Raw genomic sequence first — 20,649 nt, 5'->3', positions numbered from 1 at the left:
GCCCCCGACCCCGCCCATCCCCCGACCCGCCCCTCACCCCCGCAGCCGGGCCCCGCAATGGGGCCAGGGACTCGCCCCCCGCTGGACGTACAGCTTCTTCGCGCGGAGGGTCTGTTCGCCCGCGGAGGCGTCCTGGGGGCGACCGCTGCCGCCGAGGCTCTGCCAGGTCCTCGTATCGAACTGATACAGCCCCCCGTACGTCCCGGAGGGATCGACCGCGTTCGGCCGCCCCCCGGACTCGCACGCGGCGAGCCCGGACCAGTTCAGCCCATCCGCCCCGGCCACGGACGTCGGCATGGCCTTCGTCCCGACCTTCACGAGCTGGTCCTGCGGCTCACGCACGACCTCCGTGCGCAGCAGCCGCGGCCGCTGCCTGACCCCGTTGACCGCGCGGATCGCGTACGTGATCCGGCGGGCGCCCGGGTGACCGGCCCGCTCGACGACCTCCGTGCCCCGGAAGAGCGAGGGGTCCTCGGTGCGGAGCACCCGGAACGGGATCGGCACCTCGCGGACCTCCTGGGACCCGGTCACCCGCAGCACGGTCACCGTCTGCCCGTCCCGGGGGAAGCTCGACCACGCGACCGAGGTGGTGTCCTCCCCGCGCAGGGTGACCCCGGCCTGTTCCACGGCCTCCCCCACGGTCGCCGCGTTCGTCCGGATCGTCCGCGTCCGCCCGTCCGCCATGATCGTGACGGTGCGCTCGGTACGGACGTCCAGCTCCAGCCCCTCACGCCCGATGCGCCGGGAGCGCGAGGTCGACACGTACGCGCCCTCCGCACGCACCCCGAGCTGCTGAAGCGCCCCGTCCACCGTGCGGGCGGTCGTCCAGACCTTGCGCGGCCGGCCGTCCAGGGTGAGGGCGACGGGCCGCCCGTAGTGCACGGCGACCTCGTCACCGCTGCTCAGCGCGGTACCGGGGGCCGGGGCGATGACATCGTGGGCGCCGAAGGCGACGCCTTCGTCGGCGAGCAGCTCGGAGACGTCGTCGGCGAAGGTGTGCAGCGTGCGCGGCCGCCCGTCGACGGTCAGCTCGATCGCCTTGTCCTTCGCCACGAACGCGGAGGTCCCGCCCGCGAGGAACGCCACCACCAGCGCCTGCGGCACCAGCCGCCGCAGCGAACCGGGCCTTCCGGCGGCCCGTCTGCGCCGCACGGCCCGCCGGGAACCACCCCGCCCGCCACCGACCGGCCCGGCGGGCTCGGGGATCAGCTCTCCCGGCACCTCACGGGCGGGTCGGCCCTCATAGGCGGGCCGGTACGTGTCCGCGTAGACCCCGTACGACAGCGTCTCGGCCTCGTACGACAGCGTCTCGGCCTCGTACGGCTGCGTCTCGGCCTCGTACGGCTGCGTCCCGGCGTCGTACGGCTGAGTCTCGTCCCCGTACGGCTGCGTCCTGGCGTCGTACGGCTGCGTCCCGGCGTCGTACGAGGCAGGCTGCCAACTCGTACCGTCCGCGGGGCCATAGGTCTCGTACGACGACGACTGCACGTTGCTCACGACGACACGCTCCAGAGGGGATCCGGGTCCGGGTCGGGCGACGTGAACCTAGCGGACTCCGGTCACCCTCCAAAGCAACGTCGTCACGCAGTGTCGCGACACGGGCCACTGATCATCTTTCTGGGTCCCTCGGACGGCCGACAGAACGTGACCGGTCAGTAATCGAACGCCCTCGCCGTGTTCGCCGCGAGCGCCGTCGCCAGCGCGTCCTCGCCGATCCCCCGCACCGCGGCCATCGCCCGAACCGTGACCGGAATGAGATACGGCGCGTTGGGCCGTCCGCGGTACGGCACGGGCGTCAGGAAGGGCGCGTCGGTCTCGACGAGGACGAGTTCGAGGGGCGCGACGGCTAGGGCGTCGCGCAGCGGCTGGGCGTTCCTGAAGGTCATGTTCCCGGCGAAGGACATGAAGTAGCCGTGCTCGGCGCACACGGCGGCCATGTCGGCGTCGCCCGAGTAGCAGTGGAAGACGGTCCGCTCGGGCGCGCCCTCCTCCTTCAGGATCCGCAACACGTCGTCGTGGGCGTCGCGGTCGTGGATGACCAGCGCCTTGCCGTGCCGCTTGGCGATCTCGATGTGCGCGCGGAAGGACCGCTCCTGGGCGGCCTTGCCCTCCGGCCCGGTCCGGAAGTAGTCGAGCCCCGTCTCCCCGACCCCCTTGACCTGCGGCAACGCGGCCAGCCGGTCGATCTCGGCGAGCGCTTCGTCGAGCGCCGCGTCACCGCCGGGCGTCCTCGCGCCCTGCCGGGACCAGCCGTCCGGGTCGCCGTGCACGATCCGCGGCGCCTCGTTGGGGTGCAGCGCGACCGTCGCGTGCACGGCCTCGTACCGCTCGGCGGTCTCGGCGGCCCAGCGCGAGCCCTTGATGTCGCAGCCGACCTGCACGACCGTCGTCACCCCCACGGAGGCGGCCTTCGCGAGGCCCTCCTCGACCGTGCCTGACTGCATGTCCAGATGGGTGTGCGAATCCGCGACCGGCACCCGCAGGGGTTCGGGGAGCGGGGGCGCGGCGTTCTTGTCGTTCTTGCCGGACGCGTTGCCGGAGTCGTTCGAAGGCATGCCCCGATCCTACGAATCGCACGATCGGGGCATGCCCTCCAGGCTCGCCGGGGGAGGGTCAGCTCGCCTTGCGGTGGAACGGGTGCAGGAGGTCGGCCAGGTGCCAGTGGTGGTGTTCCTTGTGCTCCGCCGCGTCCAAGCCTTCCGCGTCCGACGCGTCTGCCGCGACCGGGCGCGGCTTCGGCACGTGCCGCCGGCGCTCGGCGTCCCGGACCGACGACACCTGACCCGCCCGCATGATCCGTACGACATGACCGTCGCAGTTCTGGCACGCGGGCTTCGACAGCGGGGACGGCACGACCTGGCCGTCGGCCACGTACATCACGAAGTCGCGTCCCTGGGCGTCGTTGTGGTGCTCTATCTCGTACGACTGCTCCCAGCCGTGCCCGCAGCGCATGCAGGCGAACGAGTACGACTCGTGGACGACGGCGGTGGCGGTGTCCCGCAGGACGGTCCGCTCTGCGATCTCGGTCATTGCCAGCTCCTCTGGTCCGCTGGACGGTGAGGATGAGTACGTCCTCAGCACCCAGTTGACGCCTCGGCGGACCTGGAGTGCACCCCACCTGCCGACTGTTGAAGCCGTTTTGGCCCTCCCTTGTGGGAAGGCCGTCTGTGCGAGGGCTGTGCTTTGCTCGGCTTTGCCAGGGCATGGGGCGTGGGGGCTCGTTCGCGGCGCACGGGGGCGTGCGTTGTGCGTCACGGAGCGCGGGTCCGGCGGGGCTTCCCGCACCCGAGAACGCACCCCACCCCCTACGGCGCAGCCCTCTTCGCAGCCACCACCGCGTCGAAGACCTCCCTCTTCGGCAACCCGGCCTCGACCGCCACCGCGGCGATCGCCTCCTTGCGCCGCTCCCCCGCCTCCTCCCGCACCTGAACCCGCCGAACCAACTCCGCCCCGTCCAGCTCCTCCGGCCCCTTCTCCGGCGCCCCCTCGACCACGACGGTGATCTCCCCGCGCACACCGGCCGCCGCCCACTCGGCCAGCTCCCCGACAGGGCCCCGCTTGACCTCCTCGTACGTCTTGGTCAGCTCACGGCACACGGCGGCCCGCCGCCGCGCACCGAAGACCTCGGCCATCGCCGCGAGCGTCGCGTCCAGGCGGTGGGGCGCCTCGAAGTACACGAGCGTGCGGCGCTCCTCCGCGACCTCGCGCAGCCGCCCCAGCCGCTCCCCGGCCTTGCGCGGCAGGAACCCCTCGAAGCAGAACCGGTCCACGGGCAGCCCCGACAGCGCGAGCGCGGTGAGCACGGCCGAAGGCCCGGGGACGGCGGTGACACGGATGTCCTTCTCCACGGCGGCTGCGACGAGCCGGTACCCGGGGTCGGAGACCGACGGCATCCCCGCGTCCGTGACCAACAACACCCGGGCGCCGCCCACCAGCGCCTCGACGAGCTCCGGTGTACGCGCGGCCTCGTTGCCCTCGAAGTAGGAGACGATCCGCCCGCCCGGCTGCACCCCCAGCGCCTGGGTGAGCCGCCGAAGCCGCCGGGTGTCCTCGGCGGCGACCACGTCCGCACCGGCCAACTCCTGGGCGAGCCGGGGCGGCGCATCCGCAACATCACCGATGGGGGTACCTGCCAACACAAGGATTCCTGTCACGCCCCCATCCTCCCAGCCACCGCCCCTTGGGGGCGCAGCCCCCAAGGGGCGCGAGGAACTGCGCGACCAGCCACACTCCACCAGCAGTCGCCGTGCCGCACGCGCCCCTGAGCGATTAGGCACCCACATCCCCGTCCCACGGGACTCCCACAGCGGTGTTCCCTACGATGGCGCGGTGACCAGTACCGCGTCCTCCACGGACACCCGGCAGGACCAGGCCACCGAAGAGCAGCGGCCGTCGTGGCAGCACCGCCTGCGCCGATTCGGCTACGCGGCGCCCCGGAGAGGCGACGTCCGCACCCGGCTGGTGCCCCCGTACACCCGGCCGAGCCCGCGCGTCCTGGCCGTGCTCGGGCTGCGTGAGGAGGTCGCGACGCGCCTGGCCCACTGGTCGGCGTGGGGCGGCCCGCTGCTGGTGACGCTGTTCGCGGGGCTGATGCGGTTCTACAACCTGGGCAGCCCCAAGGCGGTGATATTCGACGAGACGTACTACGCGAAGGACGCGTGGGCGATCGTCCATCGCGGGTACGAGGTCAACTGGGCCAAGAACGCCAACGAGCTGATCCTCCAGAACAACGGGAACGTGCCGATCCCGACGGACGCGGCGTACGTGGTCCACCCGCCGGTCGGCAAGTACGTGATCGGTCTGGGCGAGCTGATGTTCGGGTTCAACCCGTTCGGCTGGCGTTTCATGACGGCTCTGCTCGGCACGCTCTCCGTGCTGATGCTCTGCCGGATCGGCCGTCGGATCTTCCGCTCGACGTTCCTCGGCTGCCTCGCGGGCGCGCTGCTGGCGGTCGACGGTCTGCACTTCGTGATGAGCCGCACCGCGCTGCTCGACCAGGTGCTGATGTTCTTCGTGCTGGCCGCGTTCGGCTGCCTGGTCATCGACCGCGACCGAGCACGCGGACGACTGGCCGACGCGCTTCCCCCGGACGGTGACGGAGTCGTACGCCCGCACTCCCTCGTCGCCGAGACGACCCGCCTGGGCCCGCGCCCCTACCGCTGGCTGGCCGGCCTCTGTCTCGGCCTGGCCCTCGGCACCAAGTGGAACGCCCTGTACTTCCTGGTGTTCTTCGGCGTGATGGCGGTGCTGTGGGACTACTCGGCCCGCAAGGTCGCCGGTGCCCGCCAGCCGCTGATCGCCGTGCTCCAGCGAGACCTGGGCCTCGCCTTCCTGTCCACGGTCCCGGTCATGATCGCCACGTATCTGGTCTCCTGGACCGGCTGGATCCTCTCCCCGGACGACGGCACCGGCGGCTACTACCGCGACTGGGCCGTGACCGAGGGCAAGGGCGGCTGGTTCAGCTGGCTGCCTGACTGGCTGCGCAGTCTGTGGCACTACGAGCACGCGGTCTACGAGTTCCACATCGGGCTGTCGTCCCCGCACACGTACCAGTCGAACCCGTGGAGCTGGATCGTCGCCGGCCGCCCGGTCTCGTACTTCTACGAGTCCCCGTCACCCGGCAACGACGGCTGCGCCACCGACACCGCCGACAAGTGCGCCCGCGAGGTCCTCGCCATCGGCACGCCTCTCCTGTGGTGGGCCGCCGCGTTCGCGGTCCTCTACGTCCTGTGGCGCTGGTTCTTCCGCCGCGACTGGCGCGCCGGCGCGATCGCCTGCGGCATCGCCGCGGGCTACCTCCCCTGGTTCATGTACCAGGAGCGCACGATCTTCTTCTTCTACGCCGTCGTCTTCCTCCCCTTCCTCTGCCTCGCCGTCACCATGATGATCGGCGCCATCCTCGGTCCCCCCGGCGCCCCGGAACGCCGCCGCGTCGCCGGCGCGGCAGGCGCCGGCGTCCTGGTCCTCCTGATCGCCTGGAACTTCATCTACTTCTGGCCCATCTACACCGGCCAGCCCATCCCGATCGACAGCTGGCGGTCGCGGATGTGGCTGGACACCTGGGTCTAGCGGGGCGGAGGAACCACGAGGGGCGTGAACCACGAGGGGCGTGAACCACGAGGGTGCGGCCGGCGGCCGCACCCTCGTGACACCGGTGATCAGCACACGCTGGCCGTCGAGTTGGCCCAGAAGACCAGGAACGACCATGTCTGGGCCCCGACAGTCCCGTCCACGGTGATGCCGGCGCAGCGCTGGAACCGCTTCGTCGCCGCATGGGTGACCGGCCCGAAGTCCCCGTCCTCGTCCAGGTCGGCGCCTGTCATGGCTCCGTTCAGGTAGCACTGGGCCTGCTGGACAGCGCTTCCTGACGACCCGGCCCTCAGCGTCGGCCTCTGGATGGTGAAGTTGCAAACGTCTTGGGAGCCGTGGGCGACGAGCTTCTCAGGCAACGCCGCACTTCTCACCGTCATGGCGCGAGGCGCCTCCGACCGGGCGTTCTGAGGTACCGCTACGGCCGTACCTCCCGCAAGGACGAGAGAGGCGACCAGAGTCACGCTGATGGACAGGCGTCGCATTTTCATCACCTCCAACAGACACCCCCCAGACACACCCCCAGTACCACCGTGCACTTCCGTCCCGGAGGCTGCAGCCAGGCGGCGACGTCACCCGCGCCCGCGGAATTGCCCGCGGGAATGCTCGCATCGGGGCCGGCATCGGTGGCTGGGCCACTGCAAACGGATCGCATCGGCGCCCGGAGGATCGGTCCGTCGCGACCGTTGCCGTGAATGGCCGAATACCTGGGCGTGGTGGCCTGAATCCGGTTTGCCGGGCTTCCCTGGGCTAACAATCAGGGCACACACAGGAAGCATTTTTCCCACGCGTTACGTCGGCGTGTTTACAGTGAGCCTCGGCAAGCGGTTTCTGAACGCGTTCAAAGGGGGATTCGCGTCATGCGCAAGGGGGTCAAGGTCGCCATAGTCGGCGGGGTGTTCGCGGCGATGGTGGGGGGTGCCGGATACGGCGGCTACAACTTCGTGACGGCGCTCAACGGGGACGGGGGGAGCGCGGAGAAGCGGACCGGGCCACCGAGCGCGGACGAGGTCCGGGAGACGACGGAGAAGTTCTTCGCGGCCTGGGAAAAGGGCGACTCGTCCACCGCGTCGTCGTACACGAACGACGCGGCGGACGCGGGGAAGGTGTTCGGCAGCTTCGTCGGCGCCGCTCGGATCGACGACGTGAGGATCGCGCCGGGCAAGCCCACCGGGACCGGCGGCCGGACCGTCCCGTTCTCCGTCGAGGCGACCGTGGCGTACGAGGGGAAGAGCAAGGAACTCTCGTACAAGAGCCGGCTGACCGTCGTGCGCGGGAAGACGACCGGGCGGGCACTGGTCGACTGGCGGCCTTCCGTCGTGCACCCCGAACTGAAGGCCGGCGACACGCTGTTCACCGGGGAGGCGGCGGCGCCGCCCATCGAGGCCGTGGACCGGGACGGCAAGGTGCTGACCAAGGAGAAGTACCCGTCCCTCGGGCCGATCCTCGACACCCTGCGCGAACGCTACGGCGCCGACGCGGGCGGTACACCCGGCATCGAGCTGGGCATCCGCCACACCACCACGGAGGCCGGCGACACCACCCTGCTGACCCTCGCCGAGGGCAGGGCGGGCAGGTTGGAGACCACGATCAGCGCGCGGACGCAGGCGGCGGCCGAGCAGGCGGTCAAGAAGTACGCCGAGTCGTCCGTGATCGCCCTGCAGCCCAGCACCGGTCAGGTGCTGGCCGTCGCCAACCACCGCGAGGACGGCTTCAACGCGGCCTTCCAGGGGGAACTCCCGCCCGGCTCCACGATGAAGATCGTCACCGCCGCGATGCTCATCGACAACGGTGTGACCTCCATGAACGGCCCCGCCCCCTGCCCCGACACGGCCACCTGGATGAGCCAGACCTTCAAGAACCTGCCGGGCATGAAGGCGAACGAGACGCCGAGCGCCACGCTCGCCAACAGCTTCGAGAGGTCCTGCAACACGGCTTTCATCAAGCTGATCGACGAGAAGCCGCTGACCGACGCGTCGTTGACCGAGGAGGCGCAGGAGCGGTTCGGGATCGGACGGGACGACTGGAAGACGGGCATCGTCTCCATGGACGGCAAGGTGCCGCCCTCCGGCGGGCCGAACCGGGCCGCCAACGCGATCGGCCAGGGTGACGTCCTGATGAACCCGTTGAACATGGCGTCGGTGACGTCCACGGCGATCACGGGGCAGTTCCGCCAGCCGTATCTGGTGTCGCCGAAGCTGGACGACCGGAAGTTGGCCACGGCGAAGGGGTTGTTGCCCGGTACCTCGTCGCAGTTGAAGCAGATGATGAGGCTGACCGCGACGCAGGGGACGGCGCAGACCGTCATGTCCGATCTCAGCGGCGACATCGGGGCGAAGACAGGCTCCGCGGAGATCGACGGGCAGGCCGTGGCGGACAGTTGGTTCACCGGGTTCCGCGGGGACGTGGCCGCGGCGGCGATGTCGGAGGGCGGTGGCCGTGGCGGTGAGGCGGCCGGTCCGATCGTGGTGGATGTGCTCAAAGCCGGGGGGTGAGTTCCCGTGGGTGGTGGTTGCTCACGCGGTTCCCACGCCCCTGCCCGCCCGGTTCCCGCGCTCTGAAAGACAATGACCGGACCTGCGGACCGAAAAGCGAAAAGCAGGGGCTGAGCCCCTGCTTTTCGCTTTTCGGGGGTGCGGGGAACTGCGCGAGCAGCCCCGCCCACCCGCGGACGAACTCCCGGCCAAACCCACGGAGTGATCCGCGGGACTCTAGTGTGGTGGTTCTCGTTGAGGAACGAGAGGCAGTCGGGGGCAGCGGAAGGTCGAAAGCGTGGGTAAGAGAAGGCGTGTCGACGAGCGGAAGGCCGCGAAGTCGGGGAGGTCACGGCGGCACCTCGTGCTGGGCGGAGTCGCGGTCGCGGCCCTCGGCGGCGGCGCGGTCGCCGTGTACACGGTGTTCGGTGCCGGCGCCTCGGCCGACGACGGTTCGGCCGACGCCAAGGCCGTGAAGAGCGGTCCCCTGTCCTCCGCCGAGGTCCGTACGGCCGCGACCGCGTTCCTCACCGCCTGGCAGAAGGGCACCGTCACGAAGGCCGCCGCCGCCACGGACGACTCGGCCGCCGCGAAGGCCGCGCTGACCGGTTTCGCCAAGGACGCCCGTGTGAAGGACGTCACCCTCACCCGCGGCAAGCGCGCGGGCGACAAGGTGCCGTTCACGGTGAAGGGCACGGTCGCCTACAAGGGCACGGAGAAGCCGCTGACCTACGCGTCCGCCGTCACCGTCGTACGGGCCGAGAAGGACGGCGAACCCGTCGTCGACTGGCAGCCGTCCGTCGTCCACCCGGACCTCGACGAGGGCGACCGGCTGGTGACCGGTGAGGCGGGCACGCCCCCGGTGAAGGCGCTCGACCGGGACGGCGGCGAGCTGACGACGAAGAAGTACCCGTCGCTGGGCTCGGTGCTGGACGGTCTGCGGGAGAAGTACGGCAAGAAGGCGGGCGGCAAGGCGGGCGTCGAGCTGCGGATCGTCCGGGCGGACCCGGCGCAGGACGGGTCGGACGGCAAGTCCGCCAAGTCCGGCACCTCCGAGTCATCCGAGTCATCCAAGTCGTCCGAGTCATCCAAGAACTCCACCAAGTCCCTGAAGTCCGGCAAGTCCGTCAAGTCCGGTAAGGAGAAGGTCGCCGACAAGACGCTGCTGGAGCTGAGCGAGGGCACTCCCGGGGAGTTGCGGACGACGCTCAGCCCGTCGCTGCAGGCCGCCGCCGAGGCGAAGGTAGCGGCCACGCAGCGGGCGTCGGTGGTCGTGATGCGCCCCTCGACCGGCGAGATCCTGGCCGCGGCGAACTCCGGCAGCTTCAACGTGGCGTTCCAGGGCTCCCTGGCCCCCGGCTCCACGATGAAGATCGTGTCGTCGGCGCTGCTCATCGACCAGGGCCTGGCCTCGGCGGACAAGGTCCATCCGTGCCCCAAGTTCTCGTCGTACGGCGGCTGGAAGTTCCAGAACGACGACAAGTTCGAGATCAAGAACGGCACGTTCAAGGCAAGCTTCGCCCGCTCCTGCAACACCGCCTTCATCTCCCAGGCGAAGAAGCTGGACGACAACTCCCTGACCCAGGAGGCCCAGCAGGTCTTCGGGCTCGGCCTGAACAACTGGGCCATCGGCGTGTCCAGCTTCGACGGCGCGGTGCCGGTGCAGAGCGACGCCCCGATGGCGGCCTCGCTGATCGGCCAGGGCGGCGTGCGGATGAACCCGCTGAACATGGCGTCCGTGGTGTCGACGGCCAAGACGGGTGTCTTCAAGCAGCCCTACCTGGTCGCGCCGTCCGTCGACGGCCGCACCCTCGCCACCGCCTCCCGGCCCCTGTCCGAAACGGCCCGCTCCCAGCTCCGCGAGCTCCTCCGGTACACCGCCGCGGCCGGTACGGCGGCCGAGGCGATGTCGGGCCTCGGCCCCGACTACGGCGCCAAGACCGGCTCCGCCGAGGTCGACGGCCAGAAGGAGCCCAACGGCTGGTTCACCGCGTGGAAGGGCGACCTGGCCTCCGCCGGAGTCGTCCAACAGGGCGGCCACGGCAGCGAGTCGGCGGGCCCGATCGTGGCGGCGCTCCTGAAGGCGGGCAGCGGGGGCTGAGCGACGCGCTCAGGGCCGCCCGTCCTCGCACCTCCTCAGCCGAGTGGCGTACGGCCGTGGACGGGGGTCTTCTCGTACGACTCGGGTGACTGGTCCAGGCACCAGTCGAACACCGACGGCCAGGAACCGTAGCCCGCGTCCAGGTCGAGATGGGCCTCGCCCGGCAGTACGTCGGCGGGCAGGCCCAGCGGTTCGGCGTACGTCGTGGCCGCGCCCCCGGGGCAGTACGGGTCGTTGTCGCTGCCGACGACCCGGGTGTACGAGGCGGTCGCGGCCAGTCGCGCGGGGCTCAGCTCCGGCGGGGCGAACTCGGCGATCTCCGGGTGCTCCAGGACGACTTCGGGGGCGGGCGGGGCGACGAGCAGGACGCGGTCGACGGGGCCGGACAGCACGTCGTCACGCGCGACCGCGTGCAGCCACAGCAGGCAGGCCAGGCTGTGGCAGACCACCGTGATCCGCCGGCCCGCCAACTCCCCCAGCAGCGCGTCCAGTTCCGCCAGCCACCGCTCCAGGTCCGGGTCGTCCGCCTCCGGGAGCTGCGGATACGCCACCTCCTGGTCCAGGTCGGTGAGGCGGTCGGCCAGCCAGTGCTGCCAGTGCGCGGCCGGGCGGTGGTTCTGCCAGCCGTGCAGGATCAGGAAGGCGCGGGTGCCGTCGGCGGGCGGGGTTCTTGTCATCCCCCGATCGTCAGCGAAACGGATCAGTCGGTCCAGTGCCGTCTCTGTGGCTGGATGGGTCGTTCGGCGGGTGCGGGCCCGGTGGGGGCTGGTCGCGCAGTTCCCCGCGCCCCTGAAAAGCAGGCGCTGCGCCCCGTGTTTTCCCCACCCGCCGACCCGTCATCCTCGGCCTCACCGACCCGCCACTTTCAGGCCCACAGGCCCGTCACCTTCAGGCCCGCGGGCCCAGTCGCCTCCAAGCCCGCGGGCCCGGTCGCCTTTCAGGCCCACATGCCCGTCACCCTCAGACCCGCAGACCCATCACTTTCAAGCCCGCACCCGGTCGCCTTTCAGACCCCAGGCCCGTCACCCTCAAGCCCGCAGGCCCATCGCCTTCAAGCCCGCAGACCGGGTCGCCTTCAGGCCCGCAGGGGCTTGGGCTTTTAGGGGCGCGGGGAACTGCGCGACCAGCCCCCACCGGACCCGCACCCGCCCCACCGCCTCGACAACCCACTCGCATGGCCAGTACACCCACCACTACCGTGCCCCGCATGACCAACGACGCGCGGCACACCGAGGGCTCCGAAGCCCACCCCCGTTTCGCCGAGGCGCTCACCGCGCTGGGCCTGGGCGAACTGCACGCCCGGATCCGCCGGTTCCCGGAGGCCACACGGACCGCGGCGGAGGCGGCCGCCGCCCTCGGCTGCGAGCTGAGCGAGATCTGCAAGTCGCTGATCTTCGCTGCGGACGGCGTCCCGGTGCTGGTGCTCATGGACGGCGCGTCCAGGGTCGATGTGGAACTGGTCCGGCGTGAACTCTGCGCCGCGAAGGTCACCCGGGCCCGCGCCGACGTCGTACGGGAGGCGACCGGGTACGCGATCGGCGGGGTCCCGCCCTTCGGGCACCGGACGAGGACCCGCGTCCTGGCGGACCGCTCGCTCCTCGACCACGCGACGGTGTGGGCGGCGGCCGGCACCCCCTACACGGTCTTCCCCATGGAACCCAAGTCGCTGATCGCGCACGCGGGCGCCACCCTGGTCGACGTCCGCGAGGCCGGCGAAGGCGTCCGCGAGCCGACCGCGTGACGCCGGTCGTCACCGCGGCGGTGCTGCTCGCCGCGGTCACCCACGCCGGCTGGAACGCGATCGCCCACAAGATCACGGACAAACTGGTCGGCTTCACGCTGATATCCGGCGGCGGGGCGCTGATCGGGTTTGTGATGGTGCCGTTCGTGCCGCTCCCGGAGGCAGCGGCGTGGCCGTATCTGACCGCCTCGACGCTCGTGCACCTCGTGTACTACGTGCTGCTGATGAAGTCCTTCCGGCTGGGCGACTTCGGCCAGGCGTACCCCCTCGCACGCGGCTCCGCACCCCTGGTCGTCACCGTCCTCGCCGCGGTCTTCGCACACGAGGTGCCGGACGGCTGGGCGGCGGCCGGCATCCTGTTGAGCTGCGCCGGGCTGACCGGGGTGGCGCTGTGGGGCCTGCGCGGCGAACGGCCGCACTGGGCGGCGATCGGGGCGGCGCTGGCCACGGGCCTGTCGATCGCCTCGTACACGGTCGTGGACGGCCTCGGCGTACGGGCCTCCGGGTCCGCCATGGGCTACATCGCCTGGCTGATGGCCCTGGAGGGGCTCGCGATCCCCGCGTACGCGGTGTGGCGGTGGCGCGGCGAGACGGTCACCCTGCTCCGGCCGTTCGCCGCCGTGGGCCTCCTCGGCGCGGCCCTGTCCGTGGCGGCGTACGGGCTGGTCCTGTGGGCCCAGACGAAGGCGGAGCTGGCGCCCATCGCGGCCCTGCGGGAGTCGTCGGTCAAGTCCTGCCCATACAGCGATGCAGCTACCCGCAGGAGCTGGGCAACATCAACATGCGTACCGGCGAGACGCCCCAGAAAACGATCACTGGTTGGGGCAAGGAAGCAGTTCGTGCACTTGTCGCACAGAAGAGTGTCGCAATCCGCCCAACAAGAAATTACCCGGCTGCCGTCAGCATCGCAGACCGCCTCTCGGGGGACACTCAATCGTAAAGCCTCGACCTAATTACACCTCAAGACGAAACGGACAGGTGGTATGCATGCGCCAGGGCGCTCGTGAAGTGATGTTCACACGCCAAGGAATCGGCGCAATAGCTTCGGCATCATTGGCATCATTTGGATTGCTCAGCGCAGCCTTCCAGGTCGCTCTCGCCCTATGGCCAAGCTTGACAAGTTTCGATATATGGATCCTGACCTCTTTGGCCGCGTGCTGCCTTTTTGCCGGAGTCTGGCACTCTTGGCCCAAGTTTGAGACCAACCACAATTACACGTACCCAGATTTCATAATCCAAATCAAGTGCGGCGACGTATTGAATGAGACGGGAAATGTGATCGTTGGATTCACGGACACTTTCGACACCGACCTTACAGATGGTGTCATAATAAACCCCCGGAGCGTACAGGGACAACTTCAAGAGAGGCACTTCCATCGATCCACTGATGAACTTGACGCCGCTATTGAAACTCAGCTTTCCCGCATTGGCCCGATTCACGAAGAGAGTGTCGAGAACAAGCAAAGAGGAAAGCGAAATAGATATCCCATCGGAACGACAATCGTGCTCAGGATTTCACAGATTCGATTTTACGCCGTCGCATACGGGTACATGAGAAATGACCTACGAGTTAGATGCTCCGTTGATGCACTATGGAAGAGTCTTACGTCCGCTTGGGATTCCGTGAGAATCCACGGTGGCCTTGAGCCGGTATCCATTCCTATCATTGGGTCAGAGCTGGCGCGCGTGGGGGCACTAGATCGAACTAGTCTGATAAAGATGATCGCACTCTCATTCGTCGCCTCCTCCCGCGAGGAAATCGTTTCTCGTCAGTTGACTATCGTTGTCCATCCGAAAGACAGAAACTCCGTAAACATGGTGGACGTGGAAAGGTTCTTGCGAACACTATGACATTACAGGGCGACGATATCTCGCGATCTCTGCGAGCATTTCACGTCACCCACTATTTCAATTTCGACGGAAGTTCAGACAAAGATCGCCATCGGCAAGATCTGGACCGCGGGATACTTCACGACTGGCTCACTAGACTGGAGGGTAAATCCCGGAATATTGGCGATCGTGTCAGTCACGGAGTCTGACGCATCACCCATTTTCCCTACGACAGTTCGCCGCGAAAGATTGATAGACTCACCCTCAAGCAGGACTCGCGTCACCTTGCCCAGCACAACAAAATCTCCGGAACTAAGCCTCTCGGCAACAGCCGCGTCATAATATTCAGAAGATACAGTTAGAACAGCCTTGACGCCCGACGCAGTTTCGAGCACAACATCATGAATCGGCGAGGATTCCAACTCCTCCTTCATCCTCTTCAGAAACCTCATCTCGATACTGTTTTCAAATTCACTAAACTGCTCCCCAATTTCGGCGTAAGGGTGAGCGCCCTGCTGGTCGGCCAGTTCACGATTCTGGGGGTTCCCCGACTTACGGTTCGCAGATTTCCGCGAACGCTTTTCCTCAATATCGCGCGAAATCTCCCCCATGTATGACAGCGCCTGAGTGAAGATGGCCAGCATTTCCTCAAGCGGATTTCCGGTGTAACGACCTGAAAGTCGGACGAACGCCCCAGACTTAACCGTGGCTAGCTGGCCTTGATCTTCGAGAGTCAGAATTGCGTCATCTTGATGCAAATACCCGTACAGAGCGTTGAACAGGCTGGCCGCAGTGTGATGGCGCGCCACTTTGGTTTCAGAGTTTTCACCAAGAGGATGGCTGTTTTCCGAGATAAGGGAGGCCTCAGTGCCCAGGAGCGCGCCCAGAGAAGGGAGCTTCACATAATTATCGTTGTTATTCGCTTTGCCTGTCCGAAGCTTCTCCCTCTGAAGGGTCTCCTCGCTGGACAGATACACCCCACCTTCGAGATACGCAAGGAAGCTGACCATCATTTGCACGTCGAGGTATAGGGGGTGCGCAAGCTCGTAGCTAGTCATGGCACCAGGCATAGCACATCCCCTCTGCGAAACGTGACGGTTCCAGATGGCGTAACCCGTACGAGGGCAAGCGGGCATGCACGCCAGAATCACATACCACACATACGTTGCATTCCTTCACAAAACGATGCTGTACTACTCGACCATGGGTAATGGTGCTGGCTTTCTTGCTCATGGCCGACGGTGACCACAGGGAGCCAGGGCCCGGTTCGCTGGAGAGGACTCTCTGCGTACCGGTGATTCACGTTAGTCTGCCTCCATGGCCCTGCAAACGATCACGTTGAGCGTCCTGATTGCTTCTCCGAGCGACACCGCGCCCGAGAGGAATGCGGTGGAAGATGTCATCCGTAGCTGGAACAGTGACCACACACTGCGGCGAAAAATTCACTTGCTACCTCTGCGATGGGAGCTGGGATCCGTTCCGATGATGGGCCCCAGAGATGCCCAGCAAGAGATTAATCATCAGTTCGCTGACGCAGCAGATATCGTCATTGCTGTATTCAACAGCCGACTTGGAAAGGCGACCAGACGCGCTGTCTCCGGTACGGCCGAGGAAATCCTCCGGGCTCACGACCGAGGAGCAGCAGTACATGTGTTCTTCTCCGAAGGCGACTTGTCACGTGACCACGATCCGGAACAACTCGCAGCACTGAACGAGTTCCGTAGCGCACTCCAGGAGAGCAACCTCACAGGTAGTTACCTCTCGACAGACGATCTAGTCACTAAAGTCCGGAGATGCCTGGAGCGTGACGCCTACGATCTGGGAGATCTGAGCAGCGACGACGCTAGTACTCCCGCATCGGTCTCCGGCGCTATTTTGCGATCTACCTATCTCTACGATCGAGAGTCCTCAGCGGATAGCCGAGGACGCGTAAAACAAAAGTCCGTGAATCATCGCCTACGTGTAGAGAATCTTGGAAACCGGGCGGCAGAGGAAGTCACCCTGGATATTCGTAGTGACGATGAGGGAATGGCGCCAATTTTCTTCGGTGAAACGACCGCCAAGCGCATCGTTCCACGCTCTTATGTTGATTTTCCAGTAGGTATTCACCACGGGGTTTCCTGGCAGGGGACCGTGATCCACAAGTGGATTGAGGAAGGCGAGCCGCACTCGGAGGAACAAACAATTTCGTGGACCTGAAAAAACCCGCTGGCGACCCACCTGGGCGTAACGTCCCACCCCGACGAATGCGCTGTCGGTAGGAAGGCTCGGCACAGACATCTCGTCTTGTTCACCTGCGGGTGGGTACCGTCAACGTCGTGTCTGGCGTGCGCGGGGTTGGTCACCCTGTAGGCGTGCGTCGGTTGATCGCGCGACTAGGGGAGCTGGTACGGGCATGGCGGTTGACGCTGCTCGATCGGAAGAGGGGTTCACGTCGGCGGCGGCTACGCGGGTGATGGTGGCCGCGTGCCGGGCGGTGAGGCTAGACGACAGAGGCGCGGAGTTGATCCGGCTCGGGGAGAACGCGTTGTTCCGGCTGGCTTCGGTGCCGGTGATCGTGCGCGTGGCCCGTGCGCAGGAGTGGCTGACGACAGCGCGCAAAGAGGTGGCTGTCTCGCGGTGGCTGGCAGAGGAGGGGTTTCCCGCTGCTCGTGTTGTCGACGATCTTGATCAGGCGATCTTGATCGACGGTCACCCGGTGACGTTCTGGCATCTGATCGTCGAGGGTGATCGGAAGGCTTCGTACGGGGAGCTGGGGGCCGTACTGCGGGATCTGCACGCCTTGACCGTGCCGGACGGGCTTGAGCTGCCCTCGTTCGATCCCTTCGACAAGCAACAGCTACGGCTCGACCGGGCGGTCATCCCCGAGGACGACAAGGCGTTTCTGCGGAAGCGGTGGCATGAGTTGCGTGACAGGTACGCCGAGTTGCGGTTCGAGACACCCAAGGGGCCGGTCCACGGGGACGCACACGTGCAGAACCTCATGGTTCATGATCAAGGACAAGTGATCCTGATCGACTTCGAAGCATTCTGTTTCGACCACCCTGAGTGGGACCTCATGGTCACGGCCACTGAGCACCACAGTCTCGGATGGCAGACCGATCATCAGTACGCCGACTTCGTGGCCGCATACGGGCGCGACCTGTACGACTGGGATGGGTACGAGACGCTGCGCGGGCTGCAAGAGTTCGGCATGACGACATGGCTCATGCAGAACATTCAGGAGGATGCGGAGACGGCGGCGGAGTATCGCCGGCGCATCGCCGGTCTGCGCGACGACGATGCGCCGCGTGACTGGAAGCCCTGGTAGCGGCTACTCGTCGTCCTCGTCGAGCCGGTTGAGCGCTTCGTGCACCTTCTCATTGAAGGCCGCCACGATGGGGTTCGCCGCGTGAAAGCTGACCTCCTGCTGGAAGTCGGTCACGTAGCGCTGGAAGCGGTTTGACTGGAGGGAATCGCCGCCGTCGACTGCGAGGCTCGCGGTAGTGACGGCGGCTTCCAACTCTCCGTTGAGTAACTGGCTCTGGGCGAGAACCATGCGGCAGAAGCCAAGGGTGCGGGCGTACTTCGGATCGGTGCTGTCCACGGCGCGCTGGGCCTGCTCGACAGCTTCGCGGCGCATCTTGAGGTCGCGGAAGCAGTGGCAGAGTTCGCCCATGAGTTCTGCTTCATCGAAGTAGTCGAGCCATGCGGGGTCTTCGGCGGTGTCGGCGCGTCCGAAGTGGCGTTCTGCCTCCTTCATCGCGCGGGCTGCCGCGATGCCGTCGCCCGCGTTGGACAGGGCGCGGGCCTCCATGGCGGAGTAGTTCGCCAGAGCGCGTGGGGTGGCCCGACCCTTGGCGCCCTCGACGGCGGCGCGGGACAACTGGAGGGCCTGAGCATGGTTGCCGAGGTAGTTCGCCTGGTGGCTGAGGTTGCCGAGGATGCGGGCGCCGAACATGCGGTCGTCGATGACCTGGGACAGGCGCAGGGTCGAGGTCAGATACCGGTGGGCAAGCCGGTGGTTGCCGACGTCATACGCGGTCCAGGCGAGCAACTGGGAGATCTCGGCGGCGGCGCCAAACAACGCGGTGCCCACCTTCTCGCTGTAGCTCGTGTTCAGCAGGGGCAACACGTCTTCGCGGAAGTAGTGGCGAAGTGCCTTGTGGCCGTGGCCACCGCCGTACTTGAAGTCGAGCTGCATGAACAGGCCCGCGGCTTCCTTGATCGCTCGTACGTCGCGCATGCCGACTCGGCGGTGAGCCGGTCTGTCGGCCTGTATGCCGTCGGGGCGCGTGATCATCCAGGACAGCACGGCGGAACTGAGGTCGGCGTCTGGCACGGCCAGCTCATCGGAAGCGGGGGCGTCGGCGTGCTCGCGGGTGAGCCCGTCAAGGGTGGAGAGGACGTCTGGCACGGTGTTCGGGTAGCCGACCGGTTGAGGTTCGGCGGGCTGTGAGAGATCGAAGAAGCCGAGATCGGTGGGCGTGATGCTGCGGCCCAGTTTGGCGCCGAGGACGTCCGCCATGACCACTGCCGCTTGAGGCCGGATGCCGGTTCCGTTCCGCCATCGCTGCACAGCGATGTGGGTCGTACCGAGATCGAGACCACGCTGTGCGGCGGTCTCCTGCATGCGCTTCGCGAGGCCCTTGTTCGAGACCTTCGCCTCTTCCATGATCGCGATCAACTTCGCGTTGGGCTCTCGGCTCATGCTCCCCTGCCAACCCGAGAATTACGGCGAGTGTCCATCGTGTCACAACGGTCTCGTCCTGGGGGTTCATTGGTGAACCCCCTTTGTGTTTATGGGTGTTCACGTGAACCCCCTGGTGAACGCTCCCGGTCCCGGACCTTGCGCCGTTCACTGGTCGGCACAGAGAAGCGGGCTGGAAAGTCCGTGAGTGCTCGGGAGGGAACGCGGTGGAAACACAGCAGAGCAAATACCCGGTGAAGGTCGCGACGGAGCCTCCTCCGCGCCGCCGCTCGGCGCAAGACCCGTCCACTGGACACTTCCGGGCGTTGACGCTCTTCGCTGAGTCGCCGGACTGTGTCAAGGCCGCGCGGGACCTGGTCCGTTCGTACCTGCAGACCTGGCAGTTGCCGCACGCGGTGGACGACGCGGTGCTCATCGTGTCGGAGCTGGTAGGCAACGTGGTGCATCACGCCGTGCCGGACAACCGACTTGCGTTGCCGGGCGCTGCGCGACGCATCGACGTGTCGCTGATGACGTATCCGGAGTTGCTGGTCATCGGCGTCGGGGATGAGGACTCGACGCCTCCTGAGCTGGCGGCAGGTGAGTCCATCTCGCCGGAACTGGCCGGCGACTTCTCGGAAGCGCTGTTGCCGGATCGGGGTCGTGGGCTGCTGATCATTCAACGACTCGCCGATGCCGTGTGGTGGTCGCCTGCGAGCAAGGGCGGCAAGCACGTGTGGGCTCGCCTGGATCTTGACCGGCTCTGGTTGGAGAGGTGGGGCTGACAAGCGCCGGGGCACTGTGCCGCTCGGCTCCCTCGCGATCGGGAGCGGAGAGTGCCCCGGAGACAGGCCGGGCCTGACCTGCCCGGCCGAGGGGCGCGGCTCCTCACAGCACCTCGGGAGCTCCCCTCCCCGTGACGGGGCCGCGCCTCACAACCACATACCGAGACCGGGCCACCCCGTCAGCCGTGGAAAGCGAAGGGTGGCCCGGCAGGGGACGCGACGGTCCCCGGTGCCTGATGGTACCGGGGCCGTCGCGTTGCGTCGCTTCTGGCCCTGAAATTAAGGAAGTTGACGATTCGTTATCTCGGAATGGGCTGAGGTGGACGCCGTGGCTGGCGCGGGTGAGGACTGGCTAAGCAATGAACTCGACGGCATCGCGGGCATGAATTCCGGCCTGTGGGTCCCTGGTGTCGAATACGTGACGGGGTGGCGGGTTGCGCGGGAGGCTGCCGACCGGCTGAACCGGGCTTTGCTCGGTGCCGGATTCGAACTGTCCGACGCACGTGCGGTCGCGTCGACGAACGAGGACGGGCGCGGGGTCGTGCGCCTGGCGGGCTGGCCGGACGCCGTCGACCGGCTTGCCGGGCTTCTGGAATCGGCCGCCGACGCCGACGGCGGTGCGGCATGAGGGGCGTCTTCGCTGGTGAGCGGTGCACGTGGGCACGTCGCCGGCCGGAGAGACTTTGGGCGGGAGCTGCCATGGGGCGAGTGAACAGGGGGCCTTACGCTCGCCCGGCGAATCGGGCAGGTACTGGACCTGCCCGTGGTTCTGCCCGATGGGCCCCCTGTTCTTCGAGGCTCGCCCCATGGTGGCTGCCTAAAGTCTCTCCGGCCGGCGACCCCTGGCCCCATGGGCTCCTGCCCTCGACGACCATTCGCCGCCTTGGTTCCTCGGGTGTGCTGCGGGTGGGGGCGCCTGGCGTCCGGACGGGACCGGCGGCCACGCCGCACGCCCGGCC

At 67.4% G+C, this 20,649-nt stretch carries 18 protein-coding genes; 10 read left to right on the top strand and 8 right to left on the bottom strand.

The window, feature by feature from the left end:
- Positions 1-33: 33 nt before the first annotated feature.
- The 4 genes from AWZ10_RS15580 to rsmI all read right to left on the bottom strand — a co-directional run bounded on the left by AWZ10_RS15580 (position 34) and on the right by rsmI (position 4,154).
- A complete protein-coding gene (locus AWZ10_RS15580) occupies positions 34-1,497 on the bottom strand; it encodes a resuscitation-promoting factor (protein WP_060891352.1) in 1,464 nt (487 codons plus the stop codon).
- Between the two features lie 155 nt (positions 1,498-1,652).
- On the bottom strand, positions 1,653-2,555 hold the full coding sequence (locus AWZ10_RS15575) for a TatD family hydrolase (RefSeq protein ID WP_060891351.1): 903 nt from the start codon (positions 2,553-2,555) through the stop codon (positions 1,653-1,655).
- A 58-nt stretch (positions 2,556-2,613) separates the two neighbouring features.
- Positions 2,614-3,030: a hypothetical protein gene (locus AWZ10_RS15570; protein ID WP_060891350.1), complete on the bottom strand. Its 417-nt coding sequence runs from the start codon at positions 3,028-3,030 to the stop codon at positions 2,614-2,616.
- A gap of 275 nt (positions 3,031-3,305) precedes the next feature.
- The gene (gene rsmI / locus AWZ10_RS15565) at positions 3,306-4,154 is read right to left on the bottom strand and encodes a 16S rRNA (cytidine(1402)-2'-O)-methyltransferase (protein WP_060891349.1); all 849 of its coding nucleotides are present in this window, start codon (positions 4,152-4,154) and stop codon (positions 3,306-3,308) included.
- Positions 4,155-4,329: 175 nt separating this feature from the next.
- Between rsmI and AWZ10_RS15560 the strand changes: the two genes are divergently transcribed.
- On the top strand, positions 4,330-6,069 hold the full coding sequence (locus tag AWZ10_RS15560; protein ID WP_060891348.1) for a dolichyl-phosphate-mannose--protein mannosyltransferase: 1,740 nt from the start codon (positions 4,330-4,332) through the stop codon (positions 6,067-6,069).
- A gap of 89 nt (positions 6,070-6,158) precedes the next feature.
- Here the strand turns inward: AWZ10_RS15560 and AWZ10_RS55085 are convergent, their stop codons facing one another.
- The gene (locus AWZ10_RS55085) at positions 6,159-6,470 is read right to left on the bottom strand and encodes a peptidoglycan-binding domain-containing protein (RefSeq protein WP_063809766.1); all 312 of its coding nucleotides are present in this window, start codon (positions 6,468-6,470) and stop codon (positions 6,159-6,161) included.
- Positions 6,471-6,950: 480 nt separating this feature from the next.
- Between AWZ10_RS55085 and AWZ10_RS15550 the strand changes: the two genes are divergently transcribed.
- Positions 6,951-8,585 (top strand): penicillin-binding transpeptidase domain-containing protein, encoded by a 1,635-nt coding sequence (locus AWZ10_RS15550; RefSeq protein WP_060891346.1) that lies wholly within the window; start codon positions 6,951-6,953, stop codon positions 8,583-8,585.
- Between the two features lie 277 nt (positions 8,586-8,862).
- The gene (locus tag AWZ10_RS15545) at positions 8,863-10,665 is read left to right on the top strand and encodes a penicillin-binding transpeptidase domain-containing protein (RefSeq protein ID WP_060891345.1); all 1,803 of its coding nucleotides are present in this window, start codon (positions 8,863-8,865) and stop codon (positions 10,663-10,665) included.
- A gap of 35 nt (positions 10,666-10,700) precedes the next feature.
- On the opposite strand, the gene AWZ10_RS15540 is transcribed toward AWZ10_RS15545, so the two are convergent.
- On the bottom strand, positions 10,701-11,342 hold the full coding sequence (locus AWZ10_RS15540; protein ID WP_060891344.1) for an RBBP9/YdeN family alpha/beta hydrolase: 642 nt from the start codon (positions 11,340-11,342) through the stop codon (positions 10,701-10,703).
- A gap of 530 nt (positions 11,343-11,872) precedes the next feature.
- On the opposite strand from AWZ10_RS15540, the gene AWZ10_RS15535 reads away from it, so the two are divergent.
- From AWZ10_RS15535 to AWZ10_RS55740, 3 genes are read left to right on the top strand one after another with little or no spacing between them, the layout of a single operon-like run.
- A complete protein-coding gene (locus AWZ10_RS15535; protein WP_060891343.1) occupies positions 11,873-12,406 on the top strand; it encodes a YbaK/EbsC family protein in 534 nt (177 codons plus the stop codon).
- Positions 12,403-13,359: an EamA family transporter gene (locus AWZ10_RS15530; protein ID WP_240439408.1), complete on the top strand. Its 957-nt coding sequence runs from the start codon at positions 12,403-12,405 to the stop codon at positions 13,357-13,359. The genes AWZ10_RS15535 and AWZ10_RS15530 overlap by 4 nt, the downstream gene beginning before the upstream one ends.
- A gap of 34 nt (positions 13,360-13,393) precedes the next feature.
- Positions 13,394-14,257, top strand: coding sequence for a macro domain-containing protein (locus AWZ10_RS55740; protein WP_421673638.1), 864 nt, complete (start codon positions 13,394-13,396; stop codon positions 14,255-14,257).
- Between the two features lie 74 nt (positions 14,258-14,331).
- Here AWZ10_RS55740 and AWZ10_RS51505 read toward each other — a convergent pair whose 3' ends face one another.
- Complete coding sequence (locus tag AWZ10_RS51505; protein ID WP_159058281.1) at positions 14,332-15,294, bottom strand: DUF6414 family protein; 963 nt, start codon at positions 15,292-15,294, stop codon at positions 14,332-14,334.
- A gap of 259 nt (positions 15,295-15,553) precedes the next feature.
- Between AWZ10_RS51505 and AWZ10_RS47715 the strand changes: the two genes are divergently transcribed.
- Positions 15,554-16,435, top strand: coding sequence for a hypothetical protein (locus tag AWZ10_RS47715; RefSeq protein ID WP_244172498.1), 882 nt, complete (start codon positions 15,554-15,556; stop codon positions 16,433-16,435).
- A 196-nt stretch (positions 16,436-16,631) separates the two neighbouring features.
- The gene (locus tag AWZ10_RS15520) at positions 16,632-17,546 is read left to right on the top strand and encodes a phosphotransferase enzyme family protein (RefSeq protein ID WP_060891341.1); all 915 of its coding nucleotides are present in this window, start codon (positions 16,632-16,634) and stop codon (positions 17,544-17,546) included.
- A 3-nt stretch (positions 17,547-17,549) separates the two neighbouring features.
- Here the strand turns inward: AWZ10_RS15520 and AWZ10_RS15515 are convergent, their stop codons facing one another.
- Positions 17,550-18,926 carry an NsdA family TPR-like regulatory protein gene (locus AWZ10_RS15515; protein ID WP_060891340.1) on the bottom strand — a complete coding sequence of 459 codons (1,377 nt, stop codon included), beginning with the start codon at positions 18,924-18,926 and terminating at the stop codon, positions 17,550-17,552.
- 206 nt (positions 18,927-19,132) lie between these two features.
- Here AWZ10_RS15515 and AWZ10_RS15510 point away from each other — a divergent pair, with 206 nt between their 5' ends.
- Both AWZ10_RS15510 and AWZ10_RS15505 read left to right on the top strand, forming a co-directional pair.
- Positions 19,133-19,690, top strand: a complete 558-nt coding sequence (locus AWZ10_RS15510; protein WP_060891339.1) for an ATP-binding protein — start codon at positions 19,133-19,135, stop codon at positions 19,688-19,690.
- A gap of 328 nt (positions 19,691-20,018) precedes the next feature.
- A complete protein-coding gene (locus tag AWZ10_RS15505) occupies positions 20,019-20,318 on the top strand; it encodes a hypothetical protein (RefSeq protein ID WP_060891353.1) in 300 nt (99 codons plus the stop codon).
- Positions 20,319-20,649: the final 331 nt, after the last annotated feature.

The organism is Streptomyces europaeiscabiei, assembly GCF_001550375.1.
Classification (GTDB): domain Bacteria; phylum Actinomycetota; class Actinomycetes; order Streptomycetales; family Streptomycetaceae; genus Streptomyces; species Streptomyces europaeiscabiei.
This window is presented reverse-complemented; position numbering and strand designations above follow the sequence as displayed.

Bases quoted from the DNA above. Each gene is read 5' to 3' on its own strand.
- AWZ10_RS15575 (WP_060891351.1), bottom strand. From the start codon at position 2,555: ATGCCTTCGAACGACTCCGGCAACGCGTCCGGCAAGAACGACAAGAAC.
- AWZ10_RS15570 (WP_060891350.1), bottom strand. From the start codon at position 3,030: ATGACCGAGATCGCAGAGCGGACCGTCCTGCGGGACACCGCCACCGCC.
- AWZ10_RS55085 (WP_063809766.1), bottom strand. From the start codon at position 6,470: ATGACGGTGAGAAGTGCGGCGTTGCCTGAGAAGCTCGTCGCCCACGGC.
- AWZ10_RS15550 (WP_060891346.1), top strand. From the start codon at position 6,951: ATGCGCAAGGGGGTCAAGGTCGCCATAGTCGGCGGGGTGTTCGCGGCG.
- AWZ10_RS15540 (WP_060891344.1), bottom strand. From the start codon at position 11,342: ATGACAAGAACCCCGCCCGCCGACGGCACCCGCGCCTTCCTGATCCTG.
- AWZ10_RS15535 (WP_060891343.1), top strand. From the start codon at position 11,873: ATGACCAACGACGCGCGGCACACCGAGGGCTCCGAAGCCCACCCCCGT.
- AWZ10_RS55740 (WP_421673638.1), top strand. From the start codon at position 13,394: ATGCGCCAGGGCGCTCGTGAAGTGATGTTCACACGCCAAGGAATCGGC.
- AWZ10_RS51505 (WP_159058281.1), bottom strand. From the start codon at position 15,294: ATGACTAGCTACGAGCTTGCGCACCCCCTATACCTCGACGTGCAAATG.
- AWZ10_RS47715 (WP_244172498.1), top strand. From the start codon at position 15,554: ATGGCCCTGCAAACGATCACGTTGAGCGTCCTGATTGCTTCTCCGAGC.
- AWZ10_RS15520 (WP_060891341.1), top strand. From the start codon at position 16,632: ATGGCGGTTGACGCTGCTCGATCGGAAGAGGGGTTCACGTCGGCGGCG.
- AWZ10_RS15515 (WP_060891340.1), bottom strand. From the start codon at position 18,926: ATGAGCCGAGAGCCCAACGCGAAGTTGATCGCGATCATGGAAGAGGCG.